Source organism: Armatimonadota bacterium (assembly GCA_031459765.1).
GTDB lineage: Bacteria > Sysuimicrobiota > Sysuimicrobiia > Sysuimicrobiales > Kaftiobacteriaceae > Kaftiobacterium > Kaftiobacterium secundum.
Map to the genome: position 1 here is coordinate 363 of JAVKHY010000017.1, position 20,801 is coordinate 21,163.

21 protein-coding genes and 1 tRNA gene are annotated in these 20,801 nt (G+C 71.4%); 19 read left to right on the top strand and 3 right to left on the bottom strand.

Annotation, left to right across the window (positions count from 1 at the left end):
• Positions 1 to 1,489, bottom strand: a 1,489-nt coding sequence (locus QN141_13175) for a carboxypeptidase M32 (GenBank protein ID MDR7559428.1), incomplete at its 3' end; no start/stop codon positions are given.
• 74 nt (positions 1,490 to 1,563) lie between these two features.
• Positions 1,564 to 3,222, bottom strand: coding sequence for an adenine deaminase C-terminal domain-containing protein (locus tag QN141_13180; GenBank protein MDR7559429.1), 1,659 nt, complete (start codon positions 3,220 to 3,222; stop codon positions 1,564 to 1,566).
• A gap of 161 nt (positions 3,223 to 3,383) precedes the next feature.
• Here QN141_13180 and QN141_13185 point away from each other — a divergent pair, with 161 nt between their 5' ends.
• From QN141_13185 to QN141_13220, 8 genes are all read left to right on the top strand, one after another.
• Complete coding sequence (locus tag QN141_13185) at positions 3,384 to 3,809, top strand: thioesterase family protein (GenBank protein MDR7559430.1); 426 nt, start codon at positions 3,384 to 3,386, stop codon at positions 3,807 to 3,809.
• On the top strand, positions 3,806 to 4,708 hold the full coding sequence (gene dapA, locus QN141_13190) for a 4-hydroxy-tetrahydrodipicolinate synthase (GenBank protein ID MDR7559431.1): 903 nt from the start codon (positions 3,806 to 3,808) through the stop codon (positions 4,706 to 4,708). Before QN141_13185 ends, dapA begins: the two co-directional genes overlap by 4 nt.
• 9 nt (positions 4,709 to 4,717) lie before the next feature.
• Positions 4,718 to 6,196, top strand: coding sequence for a 4-hydroxyphenylacetate 3-monooxygenase, oxygenase component (hpaB, locus tag QN141_13195; GenBank protein MDR7559432.1), 1,479 nt, complete (start codon positions 4,718 to 4,720; stop codon positions 6,194 to 6,196).
• Positions 6,193 to 6,768, top strand: a complete 576-nt coding sequence (locus QN141_13200) for a flavin reductase family protein (protein MDR7559433.1) — start codon at positions 6,193 to 6,195, stop codon at positions 6,766 to 6,768. Before hpaB ends, QN141_13200 begins: the two co-directional genes overlap by 4 nt.
• Positions 6,765 to 7,763, top strand: coding sequence for a 3,4-dihydroxyphenylacetate 2,3-dioxygenase (gene hpaD / locus QN141_13205; GenBank protein MDR7559434.1), 999 nt, complete (start codon positions 6,765 to 6,767; stop codon positions 7,761 to 7,763). Before QN141_13200 ends, hpaD begins: the two co-directional genes overlap by 4 nt.
• Positions 7,764 to 7,782: 19 nt before the next feature.
• On the top strand, positions 7,783 to 8,523 hold the full coding sequence (locus QN141_13210; protein ID MDR7559435.1) for a class I SAM-dependent methyltransferase: 741 nt from the start codon (positions 7,783 to 7,785) through the stop codon (positions 8,521 to 8,523).
• Between the two features lie 72 nt (positions 8,524 to 8,595).
• On the top strand, positions 8,596 to 8,766 hold the full coding sequence (locus QN141_13215; protein ID MDR7559436.1) for a hypothetical protein: 171 nt from the start codon (positions 8,596 to 8,598) through the stop codon (positions 8,764 to 8,766).
• A complete protein-coding gene (locus QN141_13220) occupies positions 8,763 to 9,341 on the top strand; it encodes a hypothetical protein (GenBank protein MDR7559437.1) in 579 nt (192 codons plus the stop codon). The genes QN141_13215 and QN141_13220 overlap by 4 nt, the downstream gene beginning before the upstream one ends.
• Positions 9,342 to 9,360: 19 nt before the next feature.
• Here the strand turns inward: QN141_13220 and QN141_13225 are convergent, their stop codons facing one another.
• Positions 9,361 to 10,293: a 2-dehydropantoate 2-reductase gene (locus QN141_13225; protein ID MDR7559438.1), complete on the bottom strand. Its 933-nt coding sequence runs from the start codon at positions 10,291 to 10,293 to the stop codon at positions 9,361 to 9,363.
• 98 nt (positions 10,294 to 10,391) lie between these two features.
• On the opposite strand from QN141_13225, the gene QN141_13230 reads away from it, so the two are divergent.
• The 11 genes from QN141_13230 to QN141_13280 all read left to right on the top strand — a co-directional run bounded on the left by QN141_13230 (position 10,392) and on the right by QN141_13280 (position 20,801).
• A complete protein-coding gene (locus QN141_13230; GenBank protein MDR7559439.1) occupies positions 10,392 to 11,801 on the top strand; it encodes an efflux RND transporter periplasmic adaptor subunit in 1,410 nt (469 codons plus the stop codon).
• A complete protein-coding gene (locus tag QN141_13235) occupies positions 11,798 to 12,523 on the top strand; it encodes an ABC transporter ATP-binding protein (protein ID MDR7559440.1) in 726 nt (241 codons plus the stop codon). The genes QN141_13230 and QN141_13235 overlap by 4 nt, the downstream gene beginning before the upstream one ends.
• Before the next feature lie 2 nt (positions 12,524 to 12,525).
• A complete protein-coding gene (locus QN141_13240) occupies positions 12,526 to 13,761 on the top strand; it encodes an ABC transporter permease (GenBank protein ID MDR7559441.1) in 1,236 nt (411 codons plus the stop codon).
• 59 nt (positions 13,762 to 13,820) lie between these two features.
• Positions 13,821 to 13,896: transfer RNA gene (locus QN141_13245), tRNA-Ala, on the top strand.
• 125 nt (positions 13,897 to 14,021) lie between these two features.
• Positions 14,022 to 16,391: a penicillin-binding protein 1A gene (locus QN141_13250; GenBank protein MDR7559442.1), complete on the top strand. Its 2,370-nt coding sequence runs from the start codon at positions 14,022 to 14,024 to the stop codon at positions 16,389 to 16,391.
• A gap of 52 nt (positions 16,392 to 16,443) precedes the next feature.
• Positions 16,444 to 17,190, top strand: coding sequence for a YebC/PmpR family DNA-binding transcriptional regulator (locus tag QN141_13255; protein ID MDR7559443.1), 747 nt, complete (start codon positions 16,444 to 16,446; stop codon positions 17,188 to 17,190).
• 136 nt (positions 17,191 to 17,326) lie between these two features.
• Positions 17,327 to 17,827 (top strand): crossover junction endodeoxyribonuclease RuvC, encoded by a 501-nt coding sequence (locus tag QN141_13260; GenBank protein MDR7559444.1) that lies wholly within the window; start codon positions 17,327 to 17,329, stop codon positions 17,825 to 17,827.
• Complete coding sequence (ruvA, locus tag QN141_13265; protein ID MDR7559445.1) at positions 17,824 to 18,456, top strand: Holliday junction branch migration protein RuvA; 633 nt, start codon at positions 17,824 to 17,826, stop codon at positions 18,454 to 18,456. The genes QN141_13260 and ruvA overlap by 4 nt, the downstream gene beginning before the upstream one ends.
• Positions 18,453 to 19,460, top strand: coding sequence for a Holliday junction branch migration DNA helicase RuvB (ruvB, locus tag QN141_13270; GenBank protein MDR7559446.1), 1,008 nt, complete (start codon positions 18,453 to 18,455; stop codon positions 19,458 to 19,460). Before ruvA ends, ruvB begins: the two co-directional genes overlap by 4 nt.
• Before the next feature lie 7 nt (positions 19,461 to 19,467).
• Complete coding sequence (locus tag QN141_13275; GenBank protein MDR7559447.1) at positions 19,468 to 19,674, top strand: DUF2905 domain-containing protein; 207 nt, start codon at positions 19,468 to 19,470, stop codon at positions 19,672 to 19,674.
• An 8-nt stretch (positions 19,675 to 19,682) separates the two neighbouring features.
• On the top strand, positions 19,683 to 20,801 hold the full coding sequence (locus tag QN141_13280) for a SpoIID/LytB domain-containing protein (GenBank protein MDR7559448.1): 1,119 nt from the start codon (positions 19,683 to 19,685) through the stop codon (positions 20,799 to 20,801).

The following is a 20,801-nucleotide window of genomic DNA, read 5'->3' on the forward strand; positions in this document are numbered from 1 at the left end:
TCCCCCGTAGGTACTCCAGGTAGGGCTCCACGGTCAACTCGCGGCCCGTCGCCCGTCGCAGGATCTCCCGCGGCAGGAACTTGCGGCCGTGGCGGTGGAGGTTCTGGCGCAGCCAGCCCAGCAGCGTGGCGAACCGGCCGGTCCGGAACTCCTCCAGCAGGGTCGGATGGGCCCGCCGGGCCGCCTCGAAGAGCTGCACCGAGATGATGTTCCCCAGAGAGTACGTGGGGAAGTAACCGATGGAGCCCTGGGCCCAGTGGATGTCCTGCAGGACGCCGTCGGCGTCGGAGGGGGGCGTCAGGCCCAGGTAGGCCGCCATCTTCTCCGCCCAGGCCCGGGGCAGCGCCTCCACCTGCAGCGATCCCTCCAGCAGGGCCTTCTCCAGTTCGAAGCGCAGCATGATGTGCAGGTTGTAGGTGACCTCGTCCGCCTCCACGCGGATGAGCGACGGCCGGACGATGTTCACCGCGCGGTAGAACCGCTCCACGTCCACCCCGCGCAGCTGCTCGGGGAAGAGCTCCTGCAGCTTCGGGAAATAGTGTTCCCAGAAGGGGCGGCTGCGGCCCACCAGGTTCTCCCACATCCGCGACTGGGACTCGTGCAGGCCCAGGCTGGCCCCGCGGGCCAGCGGGGTGCGGTCCAGCGACGGGGCGACGCCCTGCTCGTAGAGCGCGTGGCCCGCTTCGTGGAAGATGCCGAAGATCGCCGAGGGCAGGTAGCGCCGCTGGTACCGGGTGGTGATGCGCACGTCGTTGACGTTGAAGGCGTTGGCGAAGGGGTGGGCGCTGACATCCAGCCGGCCGCGGGCCAGGTCGTAGCCGAAGGCTTCGGCGACCATCAGGCCGAAGGCCCTCTGGCCGTCCTCGGGGTAGTCCTGGCGGAGGAAGCCGTCGTCGACGACGGGGCCCCGCTCCGCGATGGCGCGGACGAAGGGGACGGTGACCTCGCGCAGGCGGGCGAAGATCGCCTCCACTTCGCGGGCGGTCCTCTCCGGTTCGTAGAGGTCCAGCAGCGCGTCGTAGGAATGCTCGGTGAACCCGAGGTAGTCGGCGGTGCGGCGCGCGAAGTCCACCATCTTCTCCAGCGAGGGGCGGAAGGCGGCAAAGTCGTCGCGCCGACGCGCCTCCCGCCAGACCTGCACGCTGAGGGAGGCCTCCCGGGCCCGCTCCGCCACGAACTCCGCCGGGAGCTTCCGCTGGCGGTCGTAGTCGCGGCGGGTCATGCGGACCAGCGCCGCTTCGTCGGAGTCGGGATCCAGCTCGCCGGCGACGCGTTCGGCCTCCTCGAGCAGCCGGCCGGTCTCCGCCGAAATGAACGCCTCATGGGCCAGCCGGCTCAGCGTGGCGAGGGTGCCGGCGCGGGCCAGGGCGGCGGCCGGGGGCATGAAGGTTTCTTGATCCCAGCGCAGAAAGGCCGCGGCGCTGCGCAGGTCGGTGATCGTCCTCAGGTGGTCCTTCAATCGCTCGACGGCGTCGGGGACTGCGGACATCGGTCACCTCCGGGTTCGTGTTCTTGGTTCGACGCGCGCCGGTCCCTCCTCTGCGGACGCGGCCGGCGGCGCCGCTAGAGGGGCGCGGGCGGGACCAGGACCCGGCGGGCGCGGACGTCCCAGACGCCGCGGCTCGTCAGGCGGACCCAGGGCAGGGAGTCGAAGCTCAGGAAGAGCAGGGTAAACAGCGGATCCCTGAAACGGTACCCGCGGGCGCGCATCAGCCTGTCGAACGCCCGGTTGGCCTCCACCACCTCCGCCCACGGCCGCCCCGAGTAGAGGCGGTGCTCGAAGGGCAGGCGGAAGACCTCCCGGCCGTCTTCGACCACCACCACGCCGCCGCCATCCTCCGCCAGGCGCGCCAGCGCCGTGGCCATGTCCGCCGCGTCGTCCCCCACCACGACGGCCTCTCTGAAACTGCAGGAATACGTCGTCGCCAGCCCCCCCAGACGGTCGGCGAAGCCGAGCAGCCGGGCGCGGGTAATCCAGCGGCCGTGACGGTCCACCAGCGCCGCGTGCAGGGCGCCGTCGGGAACTTCTGCGGGAGGCACGACTTCCGTGATGACGTCGTTGACCAGGCGGATCCCCGGGACCGGGTGCCCGGAGTCGACGAGAACCGATTCCGGCAGGCGGGGAAGCGACAGGGTTTCCAGATCCGCAGCCAGGGGGAGAGGCGGCATGGGTTCGAGCAGACGGCCGTGCTCGGCGACGATCCGGCCGCCGGCGATGGTCATCACCGGCGTGGGCGCGGTGAGATCGGCCAGGACGTTCAGGTCGGCGCGCTTGCCGGGGGCGATCTCTCCGGCGTCGGTAAAGCCGAAGTACCTGGCGGGGTTGAGCGTCGCCATCCGGTAGGCGCGCAGCGGAAGGACGCCCTGCGCCATGGCGATGCCGATCAGCAGGTCGAGATAGCCGGAGTCCTCCACGAAGAGCGGCGTGGGGCCGTCCACCGTGAGCATGGCTTCATCCAGCAACTCCGGATGCGCCTGCACGGCGTTGAGGAGCTCGGGGAGGTCCGGACGGATGGAACTGTGGCGCAACATCACGGCCAGGCCGGCGCGCAGCCGGTCTTCCACTTCGGCGGCGGTGATCGCTTCGTGGCAGGAGGTGATGCCGGCACGGGCCAGGGCGACGAGGCGGTCGTAGGAGGCTCCGGGAGCGTGGCCGTCCACGGGGCGGCCGTCCTCGCGCGCGGCGCGGATCTTGGCCCGCAGGTCGGGATCGCCCTGGGCCACGTCCACCCAGCGGGTCACCTCGCCGGCCGCGGCGGCGACGGGCAGGCGCCACAGACGCCGCACGACGTCGAGGTGGAAGCGGTCCTCATCCCCGAAGGCCTGCGGGTGCAGGCGGATGAGGTGGCGGATGCGCATCGGCAGCCGCGCCGTCTGCAGGAGCAGGTCGCTGAGCCGCTCGGGTTTTGCCAGGTGCATCAGAGGCAGCGCATCCACCACCGCGGTGGTCGTCCCGCGGCGCAGCAGGGCGCCGGCGTATTCGGCCGGCGAGGCGATGCTGAAGTGGGTGTGCGGCTCGATGTACCCCGGGACGATGACCCGCCCCCGGAGGTCGATGACCCGCGCGCTCCCGGGGACGGGGGCGCCGTCCTCATAGACGCCGGCGATCCGGCCTCCCGTGATCTCCACATCGGCGCGGCGGAGCCGGCCGGTGCGCACATCGGCCGCTTCCCCGCCCCGCAACCAGAGCAGGTCGCCGGTCTCGTTGAACGCGTCACCCACGGGTCTCAGGATACGGGCGCGCCCTTCCGGCCGCAACCGCCGCCTCCGGAGGTCGGCGCCGTCCGATAAACGGAGGTCGCCGAAAGGAGGCGGCCATGATACGGAGGTCGCTAAAAGCGGAGGCAGGGGGTCCCATTTCCCCGGGCGAAGAGCGTCTACACATGAAACCGGGACTGCGCCCGGGCGTCGAGGCGTCCGTCACCGTCACGGTGACGCCGGAGATGCTGGCCACCTTCGAAGAGCTGGGTCCCGTGCATCCCCTGTACGCCACCTGGTCCATGGTGCGCCACATGGAACTGGCCTGCCGCAAGATCATTCTGCCGTTCCTGGAGCCCGACGAGGACGCCGTCGGCCACAGCATCGCGGTGACGCACCTGGCGCCCACAGCGGCCGGGACGCAGGTCACGGTGCGGGCCCGGCTGCTGGAGATCGCCGGGCCGCGGATCATCTGCGCCGTGGAGGCGCACAACGGACGGGAGAAGATCGGGGAGGGCACCCAGGTGCAGGTGCTCCTGCCGAAGTCCCGCCTCCGGGCCATGGCCGCCTCCGCAGGGGGGCCCCGGCCGGAGGAGACGCCGCACCGATGAGGGGCAGCCTGGTGCCGCTGGTGACCCCGTTCCACCGCGGGCGGTTCGACGCGGCCCGGTTCGAAGAGCTCGTCGAGTGGCAGATCGAGAGCGGCTCGCACGGCCTGGTGGTCACGGGGACGACCGGGGAACCGGCCGCCCTGTCGCCGGAGGAGCGGGAGGAGGTGCTGGCGACGGCGGTCCGCGCCGCGCGCCGCCGCGTCCCGGTCATCGCCGGCACGGGGACGAACAACTACGCCGAGACGTTGCGGCTCACGCAGGCCGCCCGCCGCCTCGGCGCCGACGCCGCTCTGGTCGTCGTCCCGTACTACGTCCGGCCCTCCCAGGAGGGGCTGTATCGCTACTTTCGCAGCCTCGCCGAGGCGGTGGACATCCCCATTATCGTCTACAACATCCCCGCGCGCACCGCGGTCAACCTGGAACCGCCGACCCTGGCCCGGCTGGCCCGGGACTGCCCGACGATCATCGGCGTGAAGGAAGCCAACCGGGACTTCGAGCACGTCACCCGCGTCCTGCACCTCTGCGGGCCGGGGTTTTTCGTCTACTCGGGGATCGAGCTCCTCTGCTTCCCGATCCTGGCCGTCGGCGGGGCGGGGCACGTCAGCGCCGCCGGCAACGTCCTGCCCCGGGAGGTCGCCCGGCTCTACGACCTCGCCGCGTCCGGACGCTGGGAGGAGGCGCGGGCGCTGCATTACCATCTGCTGCCGATGAACGAGGCGCTGTTCGTGGAGACCAATCCCGTCCCGGTGAAGACCGCGCTGGGACTGATGGGGAAGATAGATCCCGAGGTGCGGCCGCCGCTGGCGCCGATGAGCGCGGAGAACACGGCGCGGCTGCGGCAGGTGATGGCGGCCTACGGCCTGGTCGCGACGGGAAACGCCGCGCCGGTGGGAGGGTAGGGGGCGGGCATGGCGGCGCGCACGGGTGACCAGTTCATCGCCGGGCTGCGCCGGCAGCCGCGGGAGGTCTGGATCGGCGGAACGCGGGTCCAGGACATCGTCGGCCATCCGGCCTTCCGGAACGTCGTGCAAAGCGTCGCCGCCCTCTACGACCTGCAGCACGACCCGGCGCACCGGGACGAGATGACCTTCCTCTCGCCGTCCAGCGGCGAGCGGGTGGGGCTGTCCTTCCTGACCCCGCGCACCCGGGACGACCTGGTCCGCGTGCGCGGGATGATGAAGCGGTGGGCGGATACCTCGGGCGGGATGATCGGGCGGTCGCCCGACTACCTGAACCGCGCCCTGACGGCCTTCGCCGCCGCCGCGGAGTACTGCGGCGAGAACAACCCTCGCTTCGCCCGGAACATCCGCCGGTACTACGAACTCGTCCGCGAGCAGGACCTCTGCCTGACCCACACCCTGATCAACCCGCAGGCCAACCGCGCCGCCGGTCCGGGCGGCCAGGCCGATCCCACCTTGGCCGCGCGGGTCGTGGGCGAGACCGATGCGGGGGTGGTGATCCGCGGCGCGCGCATGCTGGCCACTCTGCCCGTGGCGGACGAACTGATGGTCTTCCCCTCGACCGTCCTGCGCGGGACGGAGGAGGACCGGCCCTACGCCTTCGCCTTCGCCATCCCCTGCGCGACGCCGGGGCTGAAGTTCCTCTGCCGCGAGAGTTTCGATCCCGACGGGTCGACCTTCGACTACCCGCTGAGCAGCCGCTTCGAGGAGATGGACGCCGTCGTCGTCTTCGAGGACGTGGTGGTGCCCTGGGAACGGGTCTTCCTGCTGGGAGACGTCGAGCGCTGCAACCGGGCCTTCGCCGCCACCGGGGCCGTGGCGCACATGGCGCACCAGGTCGTGACCAAGAACATCGCCAAGACCGAGTTCCTCCTGGGCGTCGCCTCGCTGGTCGTCGAGGCCATCGCCGTGGAGCAGTTCCAGCACGTCCAGGGGAAGATCGCGGAGATCATCTACTACCTGGAGGCGATGCGGGCGTTTGTCCGGGCCAGCGAGGCGGACGCGGCGGTGGACCGGTGGGGCGTCATGACCCCGGCCTGGCCGCCCCTGGACGCGGCCCGCAACATGTTCACCTGGATGTACCCCCGGATGGTGGAGATCCTCCAGCTGCTCGGCGCCAGCGGCCTCATGGCCCGGCCGACCCGGGCCGACCTGGACAGCGGGCTGCGGCCGCTGCTGGAGAAGTACCACCAGGCGGCGCGCCTGGATGCCGAGGAGCGCATCGCCCTCTTCCGGCTGGCCTGGGATATCGCCCTGAGCGCCTTCGGCTCGCGCCAGGTGCTCTACGAGCGGTTCTTCTTCGGCGACCCGGTGCGGATGCAGATGGCGACCTTTGCCTCCTACGACCGCCGCCCCTACATCGAGCGCGTCAAAGCCTTCCTGGCGCGCGGGCGGCGCGCGGAGGCCGCACCGACGCCCAAGCCGTGAGCACGCCCGGGGCGGAAGTCGATCCCGACCGGTTCCGGAAGGTGATGGGCCGCTTCGCCACCGGCGTGACCGTGGTGGCCGCCGAGCACGACGGGGAGATGCACGGCATGACGGCCAACGCCGTCACCTCCGTTTCGCTGGACCCTCTGCTCCTGCTGGTGTGCGTCGGCCGGCGGGCGCGCATGAGCCGGTGGCTGGAGCGCGCCGGGGGGTTCACCGTGAACATCCTGACGGAGGACCAGGAAGCGCTCTCCCGCTATTTCGCCGGCACCTGGCCCCACGCCGCACCGCCGGAGTTTCGCTTCGTGCCCTGGGAGGGCGGGCCGCGCCTGGTCGCCGCCCTGGCCGCGCTGGGCTGCCGGCGGGAACGCCTGATCGAGGCCGGAGATCACCGGATCGTCCTGGGCCGTGTCATCGCGCTTTACGAAGGAGATGCCGCGGCGCAGCCGCTGCTCTTCTACGGCGGCCGCTACCGCCGTCTGTCGCCGGCGGAGGCCGCCCCGGCCCCCGAGCTGTGGACCGGCACCGACGTGAGGATCTACTACGACGAGTGGTGGCAGGGGCCCCGGTGAGCGCCGCGGATGAGGTCGACATCCTGCGCCTGGGGCACCTCGAGTACCGCGTCACCGACCTGGCCCGCGCCCGGGCATTCTACGTGGACCTGCTGGGCTTCGTGGAGACCGGACGGGACCGCGGCCGCCTCTATCTGCGCGGGCTGGAGGAGCGGGAGCACCACAGCCTGGTGCTGCGCCAGGCCGAGGCGCCGGGGGCCTCGCACTTCGCCTTTCGGGTGGCCGGAGAGGAGCATCTCGACCGGCTCCACCGGCGGTGCATGCAGGCGGGACTGCCGGTGCGCTGGGTCGGGGCGGGGGTGGAAGACGGGCAGGGCCGGGCCCTGCGCGTCCAGGATCCGGCCGGGCTGCCGGTGGAGTTCTATCACCACATGGACCGGGTCGAGCGGCACCTGCAGCGGTTCGACCTCTACCGCGGCCCCCACATCATGCGCATCGACCATGTGAATGTGCAGGTGCCCGACGTCCGGTTGGCCTACGACTGGTATACGGGAGCGTGGGGATTCCGCTGTTCGGAGTACACGGAGACCGAGGACCAGCCGCCGCGGCTGTGGGCGGCGTGGCTGCACCGCAAGCAGACCGTGCACGACATCGCGGTGATGACCGGGACCGGTCCGCGGCTGCACCACGCCGGGTTCTGGGTGCCCGATGCGCTGAGCGTCCTGCGCGCCTGCGACATCCTGGCCGGCGCGGGACGGTCCGAGGCCATCGAGCGCGGCCCGGGCCGGCACGGGCTGAGCAACGCGCTGTTCGTCTATCTGCGCGACGGAGACGGCAACCGGATCGAACTGTACACCGGCGACTACCAGATCGCCGATCCGGACTGGCAGCCCATCCGCTGGAGCCTCAACGACCCGCGGCGCGCCACCTTCTGGGGGCACGTCCCGCCCAGGTCCTGGTTTGAGGAGGCCTCGCCGGTGGAGGCGATCACGGACGGCACCCTGATCGCTCCCCGCCCCCCGCTGCTGGCCGACCGTCCGTCCTTTGTGACCTGACGCCGGGGATTTGCGACGTATGGAATGGTGGCAGCGGCTCTTCGATTCCCCGATCTACTTCGAACTCTACGAGGCCGAGGACACCCGGAAGGCCGTCCGGGAGGTTGACGCGCTCCTCCGGCTGCTCGATCTCCATCCCCCGGCCCGGATCCTCGACGTCCCCTGCGGCTACGCCCGTCATGCCATCGAGCTGGCCCGTCGCGGCTTCACGGTGACGGGGGTAGACGCCTCGGCGGTGCAGATCGCCCGCGGGCGGGAGAAGGCCGCTGCCGCCGGCGTCGCCGTCGACCTGCGCGAGCTCGACGCCCGGCGCCTGGAGTTCGAGGGCGAGTTCGATCTGGCCATCAACATGTTCCTCTCCTTCGGGTACTTCGAGACCGATGCGGAGCATCTGGCCATGCTGACCGGGATCGCCCGGGCGCTGCGGCCCGGCGGCCGGCTGCTGATGGAGTTCTGGAACCGGGAGTACGAGATCCGCTACTTCGACCGGTATCAGGTGGACCGCACCGGAGAGGTGGTGGAGGTCGAAGAGTGGGAGTTCGACCACCTGCGGGGGCGGTTGAACTGGACCAACACGGCGTTCTTTCCCGACGGCCGCCGCCAGTCCTGGTGGCACTCCATCCGGGCCTATACCGTCGTTGAGATGCGTCAGCTCTTCGAGCAGGCGGGGCTGGGGCTGGAAGCGGTGTACGGCGGTCTGGGCGGCGAGCCCTACTCCATCGAGAGCGAAGCCGCCGTCTTCGTCGCCCGCCGGCTCTAGGACGGCGCCTCCGATATAATGGATGGTGTGGACGGCCTCAGGTCTCTTCTCCGGGCGACTTGGCGCAAGGCCATGGTTGTGCGCGCGGCGCGGCCCCGGGGCATCCGGCGACGCCCGCGGGAGCGCGGCGAAGTCCTGGCCCTGCGGGAACTCACCCTGCGGATCGCGCGCCGGGCCTTTCAGACCTGGTTGCGGCACGTCGGTCCGCGGCGCTACCGACTGATCTCCGGCCGCGGCGAATGAGCGGGCTTTCTCCCCTGGCCAAGGCCCGGGCGGAACTCGCGGCGCTCCGGGCGCTGGCCAACCCCCTTGAGGTCCAGCTCCGAACGGCAGCGGTGATCGCCAGGATCCTGGAACGGCTGGGACATCCCGTGGTGGTGGTAGGAGGCTCCGCCGTGTCCTTCTACACCGGCGGCGCCTACCTCTCCCGGGACGTCGACCTCGTCACAACCGCCTCGGGTACGGAATTGCGCGACGTGCTCACGGAGCTGGGATTCGAACGTCGCGACGGAGCCTGGGTGCATCGCGACACCGACGTGGTCGTGGACTTCCCCCCGCCTCCGCTGGCCGGCGACCTGGGGCGCATCACACGCGTCGACACCGAGGAGGGGTCCGTCGCCATTATCGGCCTGGAGGATCTGGTGATCGACAGGCTGAACGCGGTAGTCCACTGGCAGGACACCGAGGCCCGGGAATGGTGTATCTCGATGCTCGCTCTGCACCAGGATCTCGACGTCGACTACCTCCGCCGTCAGGCCCGGGCGGCGGGGGTCGCGGAGGAACTCGACGCCGTGAGGCGCGAGGCCGGCGGGATGTAGCCTCGGGCAGGACGGCGCGCTACGGTCGGGCGGTTCGGGCCGCCAGGTCGTGCGGGCGCAGGGCGGCGTAGATCGCCCGGCAGGCGGGCGTGGGGACGCCGTACCGCTCGCCGAGGCGCACGACGGTGCCCAGCAGGGTGTCCAGCTCGGTACGGCGGCCGGCCGTGAGGTCCGTATACAGGGAGGAGTAGCTCCCCGGGTCCAGGGCCAGGGCGAAGGCGCGGACGCGCTCACGCTGTCCTTCAGGGATGGGGACGCCGTGGGCCCGTCCCACCGCCGCCACTTCTTCCGCCACGTCGAGGTACATGGCGAACGTTTCCGGCGTTTGGCGGATGATCCCGATCGGCAGGCGCGTCAGCGCCGTCATCCCGCCCTGGGCATTGATGAAGATGAATTTCTCCCACATCTCCACCAGGATGCGGGTGGAGATCTCGACCGGGACGCCGGCCGCCCGGAAGGCGTCTCCGGCGGCGCGGACCCGGCCGGTCACGGTGCCGTCGAGTTCGCCCAGGACCACGCGGCGCGGTCCTCCGGTCTGTCGGATGAGGCCGGGCGCGCCCACCGTGCAGAAGATCTGACAGAGGCCGCCCAGCACATGGCGCCGTCCGACCGCTTCCGCAAGGGCCTCGACGCTGTCCACGCCGTTCTGCAGCGTCAGCACCGCCGTCTCGGGTCCCAGCAGGGGCGGCAGGAGCCGTACGGCGGCCGGTGTGTCATAGGCCTTCACGGTGAACAGCACGAGATCCACGGGGCCGATCTCCCGCGGGTCGTCGGTGGCCCGCACGGCGACCGTGAACGGCTCCTCGACGGCGGTCTCCACCCGCAGCCCCCGGTCGCGCATCGCGGCCAGGTGCTGTCCCCGCGCCAGGAACCACACCTCGCTGCCGCCGCGCTGCAGCACCGCCCCGTAGTAGCCCCCGACGGCTCCGGCTCCCAGCACCGCGATGCGCATGATGGTCAGCGCTTCCCGCCCGCGGCCGGGGTTCCCTGCCTGGGCCTCGACGGGTGCCGGCGGGGGCATACGCGCAGGAGGAGCGGCGCAGGTACGGAATGCCTGTGGGGACCGTGATCTCCAGGCGGACGGCAGCAGTCCTGATCCTGATCCTTCTCGGCGGGATCGCCCTGGCCTGGGTCTTCCTGGGTTCCGGGGGGCCGATGGAGGTAGAGGCGGCCCGGATCACCCGCGGGGCCCTTGAGGTCGCCCTCCCGGTGGAAGGAATCTTCGAAACGCGCGCGGTCGAACTGGCCTTTGAGATTCCAGGTCGCCTCGCCGCGGTGTCGGTGGCCGAAGGGGACGCGGTCTTCGCCGGCCAGCGGCTGGCCTGGCTGGAGACCGCCGAACTCGCCGCCGCCGTCGAGCAGGCGGCCGCCGCCGCGCAGGCGGCCCGCAGCGAGGTCGCCCGCGCCGGCGCCGCGGTCGAGGCCGCCCGCCAGCAGGCCGTCCAGGCCCAGGCCGCCTACGGTGCCGCCCTGGCCAACCTCCGGCAGTTGCGGGCTGGAGCCAGGGTGGAGGAGCTGCGGCAGGCCGAGGCGGCCGCCGCCGCGGCGGCCAGTGCGCTGGAACAGGCCCGTCGCAATCTGGCCACGACCGAGCAGTTGTTCTCCCAGGGGGCGGTGGCGCAGAGCCAGGTCGATGCGGCCCGCGCCCAGTACCAGACCGCCGAGGCGCAGTACCGGCAGGCCGCCGCGCAGCTCCAGGCGGTGCGCGCGGGGGCGCGGCCGGAGGCGGTGGAAGCGGCCGAGCAGCAGGCGGCGCAGGCCCGGGCGGCGGCGCAGGCCGCCCGCGTCAACATCGGGCAGGCCGAGGCCGTGCTGCAGGCGGCGCGGGCCAACGCGCTCCAGACCGAGGCCACGCTGCGCGCCGCCCGGGCCCGGATGGCGCGGGCGTACCTGACCGCGCCCTTCGACGGCGTGGTCAGCCGGATCTTTCTCACCGCCGGCTCGCCCGTCGGCCCCGGGGTCCCCGTCATCACCCTCGTCTCCCGGGAGGGCTGGGTCACCGCGGAGGTGGACGAGTCGGACATCGATGAGGTGCGCCTCGGCCAGCAGGCGCGCATCACCGCCGACGCCTACCCGGGGCTGACCCTGACCGGCCGCGTGACGCGCATCGGCAGCGCCGTGGAGATCCGGGGCGGGACGCGGATTGTGCGGGTGCGCGTCGATCCCGACCGGCCCTCCGGGATGCGCGCGGGCACCAGCGTGGACGTCAGCATCATCAGGTCCCGGCTGCCCGGGGTGCTGCTCGTGCCCATCGACGCCGTCCAGCCCGGTGAGGACGGGCTCCACTACGTCTTCGTCGTCGAGGCCGGTCTGTTGCGCCGGCGGCAGATCCGGCTCGGCGAGCGCAACGAGGTGGCGGCCGAGGTGGTGGCGGGGCTGCGGGAGGGCGACCTCGTGGCCCTCGGCGACCCGGCCGCCCTGCAGGAGGGGATGCGGGTCCGGGTCCGTCTGGCGCCATGACGCCGGTCGTCCACCTTCGGGAGATCACCAAGGTCTACCGCCGGGGCAAAGTCGAGATCCCCGCGCTGCGCGGAGTGAGCCTGGACGTGGCTCCCGGCGAGTTCGTGGCGATCATGGGGCCGTCCGGATCGGGCAAGTCCACCCTGATGAACCTGATCGGCTGTCTGGACCGCCCGACCTCCGGCGTCTACATCCTGGACGGGCGGGACGTCAGCCGGATGAGCGACGACGAGCTGGCCGACGTGCGCAACGGCCGGATCGGCTTTGTCTTCCAGACCTTCAACCTCCTCCCGCGGCTGTCGGCCCTCAAGAACGTCGAGATGCCGATGGTCTACGCCGGCGTCCCCCGCACGGAGCGGCGGACCCGGGCGGTGGAGGCCCTGGAGAAGGTCGGCCTGGGCCACCGGCTCCACCACACCGCGCCGGAGCTGAGCGGCGGCGAGCAGCAGCGCGTGGCCATCGCGCGGGCGCTGGTGAACCGGCCGGCCATCCTGCTGGCGGACGAGCCCACGGGGAATCTGGACAGCCGCTCCGGGGAAGAGATCCTGGCCATCTTCCAGGAGCTCAACGCCGCGGGGATCACCATCGCCATGGTCACCCACGACCGGGAGATCGCCGAGCACGCCGGGCGCATCGTCACCCTCCGCGACGGCGTCGTGGTGCGCGACGAGGCGGTGGCGCGCCCCCGCCGCGCGCGGGAGATCATCGCCGCCGCTCCCTGACCATGTCGGCGGCCTGGCGCGGTCTGGTGGGATTGGGCGAGGCGCTCGCCGTCGCCGCGGAGGCCCTGCGGGCCAACACCCTGCGCAGCATCCTGACCACCCTGGGCGTGATCATCGGCGTGGCGGCGGTCATCTCCCTCGTCTCGGTGGGCCAGACGGCGCGGACCAGCGTCGTGGGAGAGTTCGCCAGCCTGGGCCCGGAGCTGCTGTGGGTCCTGCCCGGCAAGGCCAAGGAAGGGACCTTCGGCGCGGCGGAAGAGGGCCGCCTCACCCTGACCTACGACGATGCGCAGGCCCTGGCCGCACAGGGCCGCACCATCGCCGGGGTGGCCCCCGTCCTGCAGACCCAGATCCAGCTCATCGCCGCGGCCCGCCGGTACACGACGACGATCGTCGGCACGACCCCCGAGATCTTCCAGATCCGGGGGCTCACCCTGGCCGCCGGGCGGTTCCTCAACAACGCCGACCTGGCCCGCCGCAAGCGGGTCGCCGTGCTGGGGACGTCGTTGGCGCGGGCCCTCTACCGGAATCCCGCCGCCGCCGTGGGCCGGCGGTTCACCCTGGGCGGCCGGGCCTTCGAGGTGGTCGGCGTGCTGGCCCCGGAGGGGTCGATTCTGGGGCTCGACCTGGACGACCGCGCCTACGTGCCCTTCACCGTGGCGCAGCAGATCTTCAACCTCAACTACGCCACCTTCTTCTTCGTCAAGGCCGCCGATCCGACGGCGGTGCCGCGCACCAAGCGCGAGGTGGAGCGCATCCTGCTGCGCCAGCACCGCGGGGAGGAGGACTTCACCGTCCTCTCCCAGAGCCAGCTCCTCCGGTCCCTGGACGCCATCCTGCGCATCCTCACCGTGGCCCTCTCCAGCATCGCCGGCATCTCGCTGGTCGTCGGCGGGATCGGCATCATGAACATCATGCTGGTCTCGGTGACGGAGCGCACCCGGGAGATCGGGATCCGCAAGGCCATCGGGGCGCGGCGCAGCACCATCCTCACGCAGTTCCTGATCGAAGCGGTGGCGATCAGCCTGGTCGGCGGCTTCCTGGGGATGCTGGCCGGCCTGACCGGGTCCTGGGTGATCTCGGCCCGGCTGTTCCAGACCGTGCCCACGGCGGCGACGATCGTCCCCGTCGTGGCCCTGGCCTTCGGTTTCTCCGTCGCCGTCGGCGTGATCTTCGGCGTCTATCCGGCCTACCGGGCGGCGGGGCTCAACCCGGTGGAGGCGCTGCGGTATGAGTGAGCCTCCGGCGCGGCGCGCTTGCTGGCGACCGCCGGCTCCCCTATAATGACGCTGGCCGTGGGGACGTAGCTCAGCTGGGAGAGCGCCGCACTCGCATTGCGGAGGTCGCCGGTTCGAATCCGGTCGTCTCCACCAGAGATCCCATGGCGGTATAGAGCACCTTGCCCTGCCCCTTGCACCAGTCTGCCTCAAAGCCAGCACTGCCGCTCGAGTCCCGGCGTAGTGGTCCTTCCCAACGGATGGTAAAGTAGGGGGCAGGCATGGCGACCGGCGACACGACCAAGCGCATCCTCGGGCCCTCACGCCGGCCGACGATCCGGCCCCCGCGGCCTCCCTGGTACGCGCGGTCGGGATGGCGCCTCGCGCTGTGGGCGGGCGGGACACTGGTCCTGGTGATGGTGCTGGCCGCCGGCGCCGTCGTCGGCATGGGGCTGGCCTTCGCCACGAAGCTGCCCGACATCTCCGCCCTGTACGCTCCGCCCAGCGAGGCCACACGCGTCTACGCCAGCAACGGCGAGCTCATCGCCAGCCTGTACCGCGAGAACCGCGACACCATCCCGCTGGAGGAGATCCCCGCGGCGCTCCAGCAGGCCGTGATCGCCATCGAGGACGAGCGCTTCTACCAGCACCGCGGCGTGGACCTGCGCGGCACGGCCCGGGCGATGTGGCGGAACCTTCTGGCCGGGGAACTGCGCGAGGGCGGCAGCACCATCACCCAGCAGCTGGCGCGCAGCGTCTTCCTCACCCAGAAGCGCCAGTTCAGCCGGAAGCTCGCCGAGATGATGCTGGCCGTGGAGATCGAGCGCCGCCTGACCAAGGCCGAGATCCTGGAGCGCTACCTGAACCAGGTGTACTTCGGTCAGGGCGCCTACGGCGTGGAGATGGCCGCCCGCGTCTACTTCGGCAAGCGCGCCCGGGAGCTGAATCTGGCGGAGAGCGCGCTGCTGGCGGGGCTCATTCGCGCCCCCACCATCTACTCTCCGCACCAGAACCCGGAACTGGCCAAAGCGCGCCAGCGCGTCGTCCTCACCCGCATGATGGAGCTGGGCTACCTCACGCCCCGCCAGGCGGCGCAGACCGCGGAGCAGCCCCTGAAGCTCACCGCGGAGGGCAGCGCCGGGCTGATCGGGATTCGCGCCCCGTATTTTGTCTCGTACATCCTGCCCTACCTCCTCGAGCGCTACGGCGAGGAGGTGGTCTACAACGGCGGGCTGCGCGTTTACACGACGATGGACGTCCGCCTGCAGGCCGCAGCGGAGAAGGCGATCCGTCAGGGCATCGAGCAGGCGGAAAAGCAGAAGCTCAGGGTCAGCCAGGGGGCGCTGGTGGCCATCGAGCCGGAGACCGGCTTCATCCGGGCGATGATCGGCGGCTACGACTTCGCCCAGAGCCAGTTCAACCGCGCCTGGCAGGCCCACCGCCAGCCGGGGTCGGCCTTCAAACCCTTCATCTACACGGCGGCCGTCGCCAACCGGATGACCACGACCCGGCGCATCGTGGACGAACCGGTGCGCTACGAGATCGTCGGGGCCACGGAGAAAGAGCGGATCTGGGAACCGAAGAACTACGACGGCAAGTTCCGCGGCGAGATCACCCTGCGCGCGGCGCTGGAGCAGTCCATCAACATCCCGGCCGTCAAGACGCTGGCCGAGATCGGTCCGCAGACGGTGATCGCCTACGCCCGGCGCATGGGGATCACCACGCCGCTGCGGCCGCACCTCTCCCTGGCCTTGGGCACGCCCGATCTCACGCCGCTGGAGATGGCGTCGGCCTACGGCACCCTGGCCGCGATGGGGGTGCACGCCGAGCCCATCGCCGTCCGGCGGATCACCACCAGCGACGGCCAGGTCCTGGAGGACAACCTGCCGCGGCGGGACCTCGTCCTCAGCGCCGACGTCTCCTACCTGATGATCGACCTCCTGAAGGGCGTGATCCTGCGCGGCACCGGCCGCGCCGCGGACATCGGTCGGCCGGCCGCGGGCAAGACCGGCACCACCGACGACTACCGCAACGCCTGGTTCATCGGCTTCACCCCACAGCTCAGCACCGCGGTCTGGGTGGGCAACGACGACAACACCCCGATGCGCCGCGTGGTGGGCGGTACCGTCCCGGCGCGCATCTGGCGGGAGTTCATGCGCGCGGCGCTGGAAGGGACGCCCCCCGAGGACTGGGTGCGGCCGGAGGGCGTCGTGGAGGTCACGGTCTGCGCCCCGTCCGGCCTGCTGGCCACCCCGGCCTGCCCCCATCCGCGGCGCGAGCTCTTCATCCGCGGAACCGAGCCCACCGAGTACGACTCCGGGGCGGCCACCGAGGCGGAGGCGACACGGGTGACCGGATCGGTGCCCCTGCAGGTTCTGACGCCCCGCGGAGGGCAGGAGGTGAGCTCGCCCTTCGCCGTCGAGGGCGCGACCGTTCCCGGGGCCACGGTAACCCTCAGCATCCTGGCCCAGGGCGGCTTCCTGCGCGTCCAGCTCGCCGAGACCACCCTGCCCGTGACCGACGAGGGCCGGTTCAACTATGTCTTCCGGCCGTCGCTGCGCATCGCCGGGGTGCGCTACCTGATCACCATCACGGCCACGACGGCCGACGGCGCGCGGTCCACGGCGACGCTCACGGTGACGGAGCGCTGACCCGCGTAGTACAATACGAACGGATCGCATCCTCCAGGTGGCGAGGTCCGCCGTGTCCGGGCATTCCAAGTGGCACAACATTCGGATCAAGAAGCAGAAGGCCGATCTCGTTCGCGGCAAGCTCTTCAGCAAGTTCGCCCGGGAGATCGCCGTGGCGGCCAGGGAAGGCGGCCCCAACCCCGAGGGGAACGCGCGGCTGCGCACGGCCATCGAGCGGGCCCGCGAAGTCGGGATGCCCAACGACAACATCCAGCGGGCGATCCAGCGCGGGGCGGGCGGCGCGGAGGGCGCCAGTTACGAGGCGATCACCTACGAGGGGTATGCCCCGGGCGGCGTGGCCGTCCTGGTCGAGGTGCTCACGGACAACCGCAACCGCACCGCGGCCGACGTGCGGAGCCTGTTTACCAAGCACGGCGGGGCGCTGGGGGAAGTGGGCTCCGTGGCCTGGATGTTTGACCGGCGGGGGATGATCCTCGTCGATCGCACGAAGGTGCAGGAGGACGATCTGCTCCTTGCGGCGCTGGAGGCCGGAGCGGACGACGTGCGCAGCACCGCGGAGGCCTACGAGATCGTCACCGCGCCGGAGCAGCTGGACAAGGTGAAGCAGGCCCTGGCCGCGGCGCGGATCCCCATCCAGTCGGCCGAGGTGACGATGGTCCCCAAGTCCACGGTGCCGGTGGGGCCGCGCGAGGCCAAGCAGGTGCTGGCCCTGATGGACGCCCTGGAAGACCACGACGACGTCCAGCGGGCCTACGCCAACTTCGACATCCCCGACGAGATCCTCCAGCAGGTCGGCTGATCCGTCCTCCCTCCGGGCCCGCGGACCGGATCGTCCGGCGAGGAGCCGGAGCAGTTGCCGCGAACCCTCCAGGGTAAATCGGGTCGTCGGAGTCGACACAGCGGGCGCCGTGCTATAATTCGAACACAGGTTCGAGATGCGCATCCTCGGGGTGGATCCAGGTCTCCGGGCGACCGGCTACGCGGTGCTGCAGGGCTCCCCGCAGGGCATCCGGCTGATCCGCACCGGCGTGATCCGGACCGACGACGCCGCGGCCCTGGCGCTGCGGCTGCGCACCATCTACACCGGTCTGGCCGCCGTGATCGAGGAGTTCCGACCCGACGGACTGGCCGTGGAGGATCTCTTCGCCGCCCGGCGGTTCCCGCGTACGGCGATCCTCATGGGGCATGTCCGCGGCGTGGTGTGCCTGGCTGCGGCGGAGCGGGGGATCGCCGTGGAGGCCCTACCTCCCGCGGCGGTGAAGTCGGCCATCACGGGGTTCGGCGGGGCGAGCAAGATGCAGATCCAGCAGGCGGTGCGCCGGCTGCTGGGCAAAGACCTCGCGGCCACCTCGCATGCCGCGGATGCGGCGGCAATGGCGCTGGTCGCCCTCTCCCGCCGGGGCGTGCCGCTGGCCAGGGAGGCCGCCGCGGGATGATCGCCTTCCTGCGGGGGCTCATGCTGCGCCGGGGCGAGGAGACCGCCGTGGTGGAGGTGGGCGGGGTGGGCTATGAGGTGCACCTGCCCGCCGTGGTGGCCCGCGCCCTGCCCGTGCCCCGCGGAGACGACCACCCGGTCGTGGCCCTGCACATCTCCTACCATGCGACGCAGAACCAACCCAGGCCGCTGCTCATCGGCTTCCTCCACGAGGTGGAGCAGGAGTTCTTCGAACGGTTCATCACCGTGGACGGGATGGGCCCGACGAAAGCGATGAAGGCCATCGTCCATCCCATCCACCTGATCGCCGACGCCATCGAGCGCAAGGACGTGGGGTTCCTGCGCCGTCTGCCGGGGATCGGCGAGCGGACGGCGGAGAAGATCGTGGCCACGCTCCACGGGAAGATGGCGAAGTACGCCCTGTTGCGGGAGGCGGCCGCGCCTGTGCCGGCGGCGGAGGACTTCAAGGCCGAGGTCCTGGAGGTGCTGACCACCCAGCTCGGACACCGTCCCCCCGAGGCCCGCCGCATGGTGGAGGAAGCTCTGCGGCGGCGGCCGGGGATCGCCTCCGCCGAGGAGCTGTTCCAGGAAGTCTACCGCGTGGAGAAGAGCGCCGGGGCGGTGCCGTGAGCCAGATCACCGCGGACGAGCAGTTCATCCGCAGCCTGCGGCCGCGCACGCTCGACGAGTGCATCGGCCAGCCCAAGGTCATCGAGGGGCTGCGCATCAGCATCCGGGCCGCCCGGGAGCGGGGGGAAGCCCTGGACCACGTCCTGCTCCACGGACCGCCGGGACTGGGCAAGACCACGCTGGCCAACGTCATCGCCCAGGAGATGGGCGCGAACATCGTCACCACCTCGGGCCCGGCGCTGGAGCGGGGCGGGGACCTGATGGGGATCCTCACCAACCTCCAGCCCAACGACGTCCTGTTCATCGACGAGATCCACCGCCTCTCCCGGGCCGTGGAGGAGTTCCTGTACCCGGCCATGGAGGACTTCTGCGTCAACTTCGTCATCGAGAAGGGTACCCACGCCCGTACGCTGCGCTACCAGCTGCGCCCCTTCACCCTGGTGGGGGCCACGACCAGGGCCGGGCTGCTCTCCAGCCCCCTGCGCGAGCGGTTCGGGATCTTCCACCACCTGGACTTCTTCTCGGTGGAGGAGCTGGTCCGGGTGGTCCGCCGCTCGGCGTCCATCCTGGAGATTTCCATCACGGAGGAAGGCGCCTCCGCCATCGCCGCCCGCGCCCGCGGCACCCCGCGCATCGCCAACCGCCTGCTGCGCCGGGTGCGGGACTACGCCCAGGTCCGCGGCGACGGCCGCATCACCGCAGCGATCGCCGCGGAGGCGCTGGAGTTCGAGGGGGTGGACGGCCGCGGACTCGACGCGCTGGACCGGAACCTGCTGCGGACCATCGCCACGGTCTACGGCGGCGGGCCGGTGGGCCTGGAAGCGGTGGCGGCGACGCTCAACGAGGAGGCGCAGACCATCGAGGAGGTCGTGGAGCCGTATTTGCTGAAGATCGGGTTCCTCACCCGCACACCGGCCGGCCGGCGGATCACGGCGGCGGCCTGCGAACACCTGGGGCTGACGCTGCCGGACCGCGGCGGGCGGGCCCAGAATACCCTGTTCTGACGGGACCATGAGCGATCTGGGGCGGATGCTCATCATCTTCGGCCTGGTGCTCGTCATCGTGGGGGCGCTGCTCACCTTTGCCGGCCGCCTCCCGCGCCTCCCGGGGGACATCCTCATCCGCCGGGACACGGTGACGATCTACATCCCGATTGCGACCAGCATCATTCTCAGCATTATCCTGACCGTCGTCCTGAGCCTCTTCTTCCGAAGATAGGCATCCCTGTGCGTCGTCTTCCCGTCGTCCTCATCCTCATCGCCCTGCTGTCGCCGGCGCCCACGACGGCGACGGCGACAACCTCGATCCGCGTGGGGTTCCTGCGCGAGCAGGAGCAGGTTACGGTGATGAGCGATCGGGCCATCGAGATTCACCCGCCGGGCGGGCCGGCGAGGCAGCTGCCGCCGGGGGCGCACGAGATCAGGCCCGGCGCGTCGGGGATCGTTCTTCCGGGTCTCGGGGAACTCACCGGGCCCGTGCGTCTGATCCCGTCGCCCGGGGCGCGCCTGTACGTGGCCATCCGCCCGTACCGCGGCATCCTGGAGGTCCGGCGGACGCCCTCCGGGCGCCTCACCGTGATCAACGAACTGGATCTCGAGGAATACCTCTACGGCGTCCTCAAGATGGAGGTCGATCCGCGCTGGCCGGCGGAGGCGCTGAAGGCGCAGGCCGTCGCCGCCCGCACGCTGGCCATCTACAGCCTGGGCCGCTTCCGGGCCGAAGGGTATGATGTCCGCGCGACCACGGAGTCGCAGGTCTACGGGGGCCTGGCCGTGGAGGATCCCCGCACCACCGCGGCGGTGGACGCCACGCGCGGCGAGGTGGTCACCTACCAGGGCCGCCCGATCCTGGCCGTGTACCACTCGGACTCCGGCGGCGCGACGGAGAGCAGCGAGTACGTCTGGGGCGGGCGCTATCCGTACCTGCGGGGTGTCCCCGACCCCTACACCTCGGCCGCGCCCTGGACGCTGCGGATGGGGCTGTCGGAGCTCGAGGGGCGGCTGCGGCGCGCCGGCCTGGGGGTGTCCGCGATCACCGGGGTCGATGTCGCCGATGTCACGCCCTCCGGGAGGGCGCGCACGGTGCGGATCACCTCCGCCTCCGGAACCGTCGTGGTGCGCGCCACGGATCTGCGGGGCCTGATCGGCACCGAGGTCATGAAGAGCACGCTCTTTGCAGTCCGCCTGTTCGCCGGGGACGAGCCGTGGGTGGAGTTCTCGGGCCGGGGCTCGGGGCACGGCGTCGGCCTCAGCCAGTGGGGAGCGCGCGGCCAGGCCCTGGCCGGCGCGTCCTACGCCGACATCCTGCGGTACTATTACTCCGGCGTGACCATCGAGTCCCGATAG

Bases quoted from the DNA above. Each gene is read 5' to 3' on its own strand.
- QN141_13220 (MDR7559437.1), top strand. From the start codon at position 8,763: ATGAGCGGGCTTTCTCCCCTGGCCAAGGCCCGGGCGGAACTCGCGGCG.
- hpaB (MDR7559432.1), top strand. From the start codon at position 4,718: ATGGCGGCGCGCACGGGTGACCAGTTCATCGCCGGGCTGCGCCGGCAG.
- QN141_13210 (MDR7559435.1), top strand. From the start codon at position 7,783: ATGGAATGGTGGCAGCGGCTCTTCGATTCCCCGATCTACTTCGAACTC.
- QN141_13250 (MDR7559442.1), top strand. From the start codon at position 14,022: ATGGCGACCGGCGACACGACCAAGCGCATCCTCGGGCCCTCACGCCGG.
- QN141_13225 (MDR7559438.1), bottom strand. From the start codon at position 10,293: ATGCGCATCGCGGTGCTGGGAGCCGGAGCCGTCGGGGGCTACTACGGG.
- QN141_13235 (MDR7559440.1), top strand. From the start codon at position 11,798: ATGACGCCGGTCGTCCACCTTCGGGAGATCACCAAGGTCTACCGCCGG.
- ruvA (MDR7559445.1), top strand. From the start codon at position 17,824: ATGATCGCCTTCCTGCGGGGGCTCATGCTGCGCCGGGGCGAGGAGACC.
- QN141_13215 (MDR7559436.1), top strand. From the start codon at position 8,596: ATGGTTGTGCGCGCGGCGCGGCCCCGGGGCATCCGGCGACGCCCGCGG.
- QN141_13260 (MDR7559444.1), top strand. From the start codon at position 17,327: ATGCGCATCCTCGGGGTGGATCCAGGTCTCCGGGCGACCGGCTACGCG.
- dapA (MDR7559431.1), top strand. From the start codon at position 3,806: ATGAGGGGCAGCCTGGTGCCGCTGGTGACCCCGTTCCACCGCGGGCGG.
- QN141_13185 (MDR7559430.1), top strand. From the start codon at position 3,384: ATGAAACCGGGACTGCGCCCGGGCGTCGAGGCGTCCGTCACCGTCACG.
- QN141_13275 (MDR7559447.1), top strand. From the start codon at position 19,468: ATGAGCGATCTGGGGCGGATGCTCATCATCTTCGGCCTGGTGCTCGTC.
- QN141_13230 (MDR7559439.1), top strand. From the start codon at position 10,392: ATGCCTGTGGGGACCGTGATCTCCAGGCGGACGGCAGCAGTCCTGATC.
- QN141_13240 (MDR7559441.1), top strand. From the start codon at position 12,526: ATGTCGGCGGCCTGGCGCGGTCTGGTGGGATTGGGCGAGGCGCTCGCC.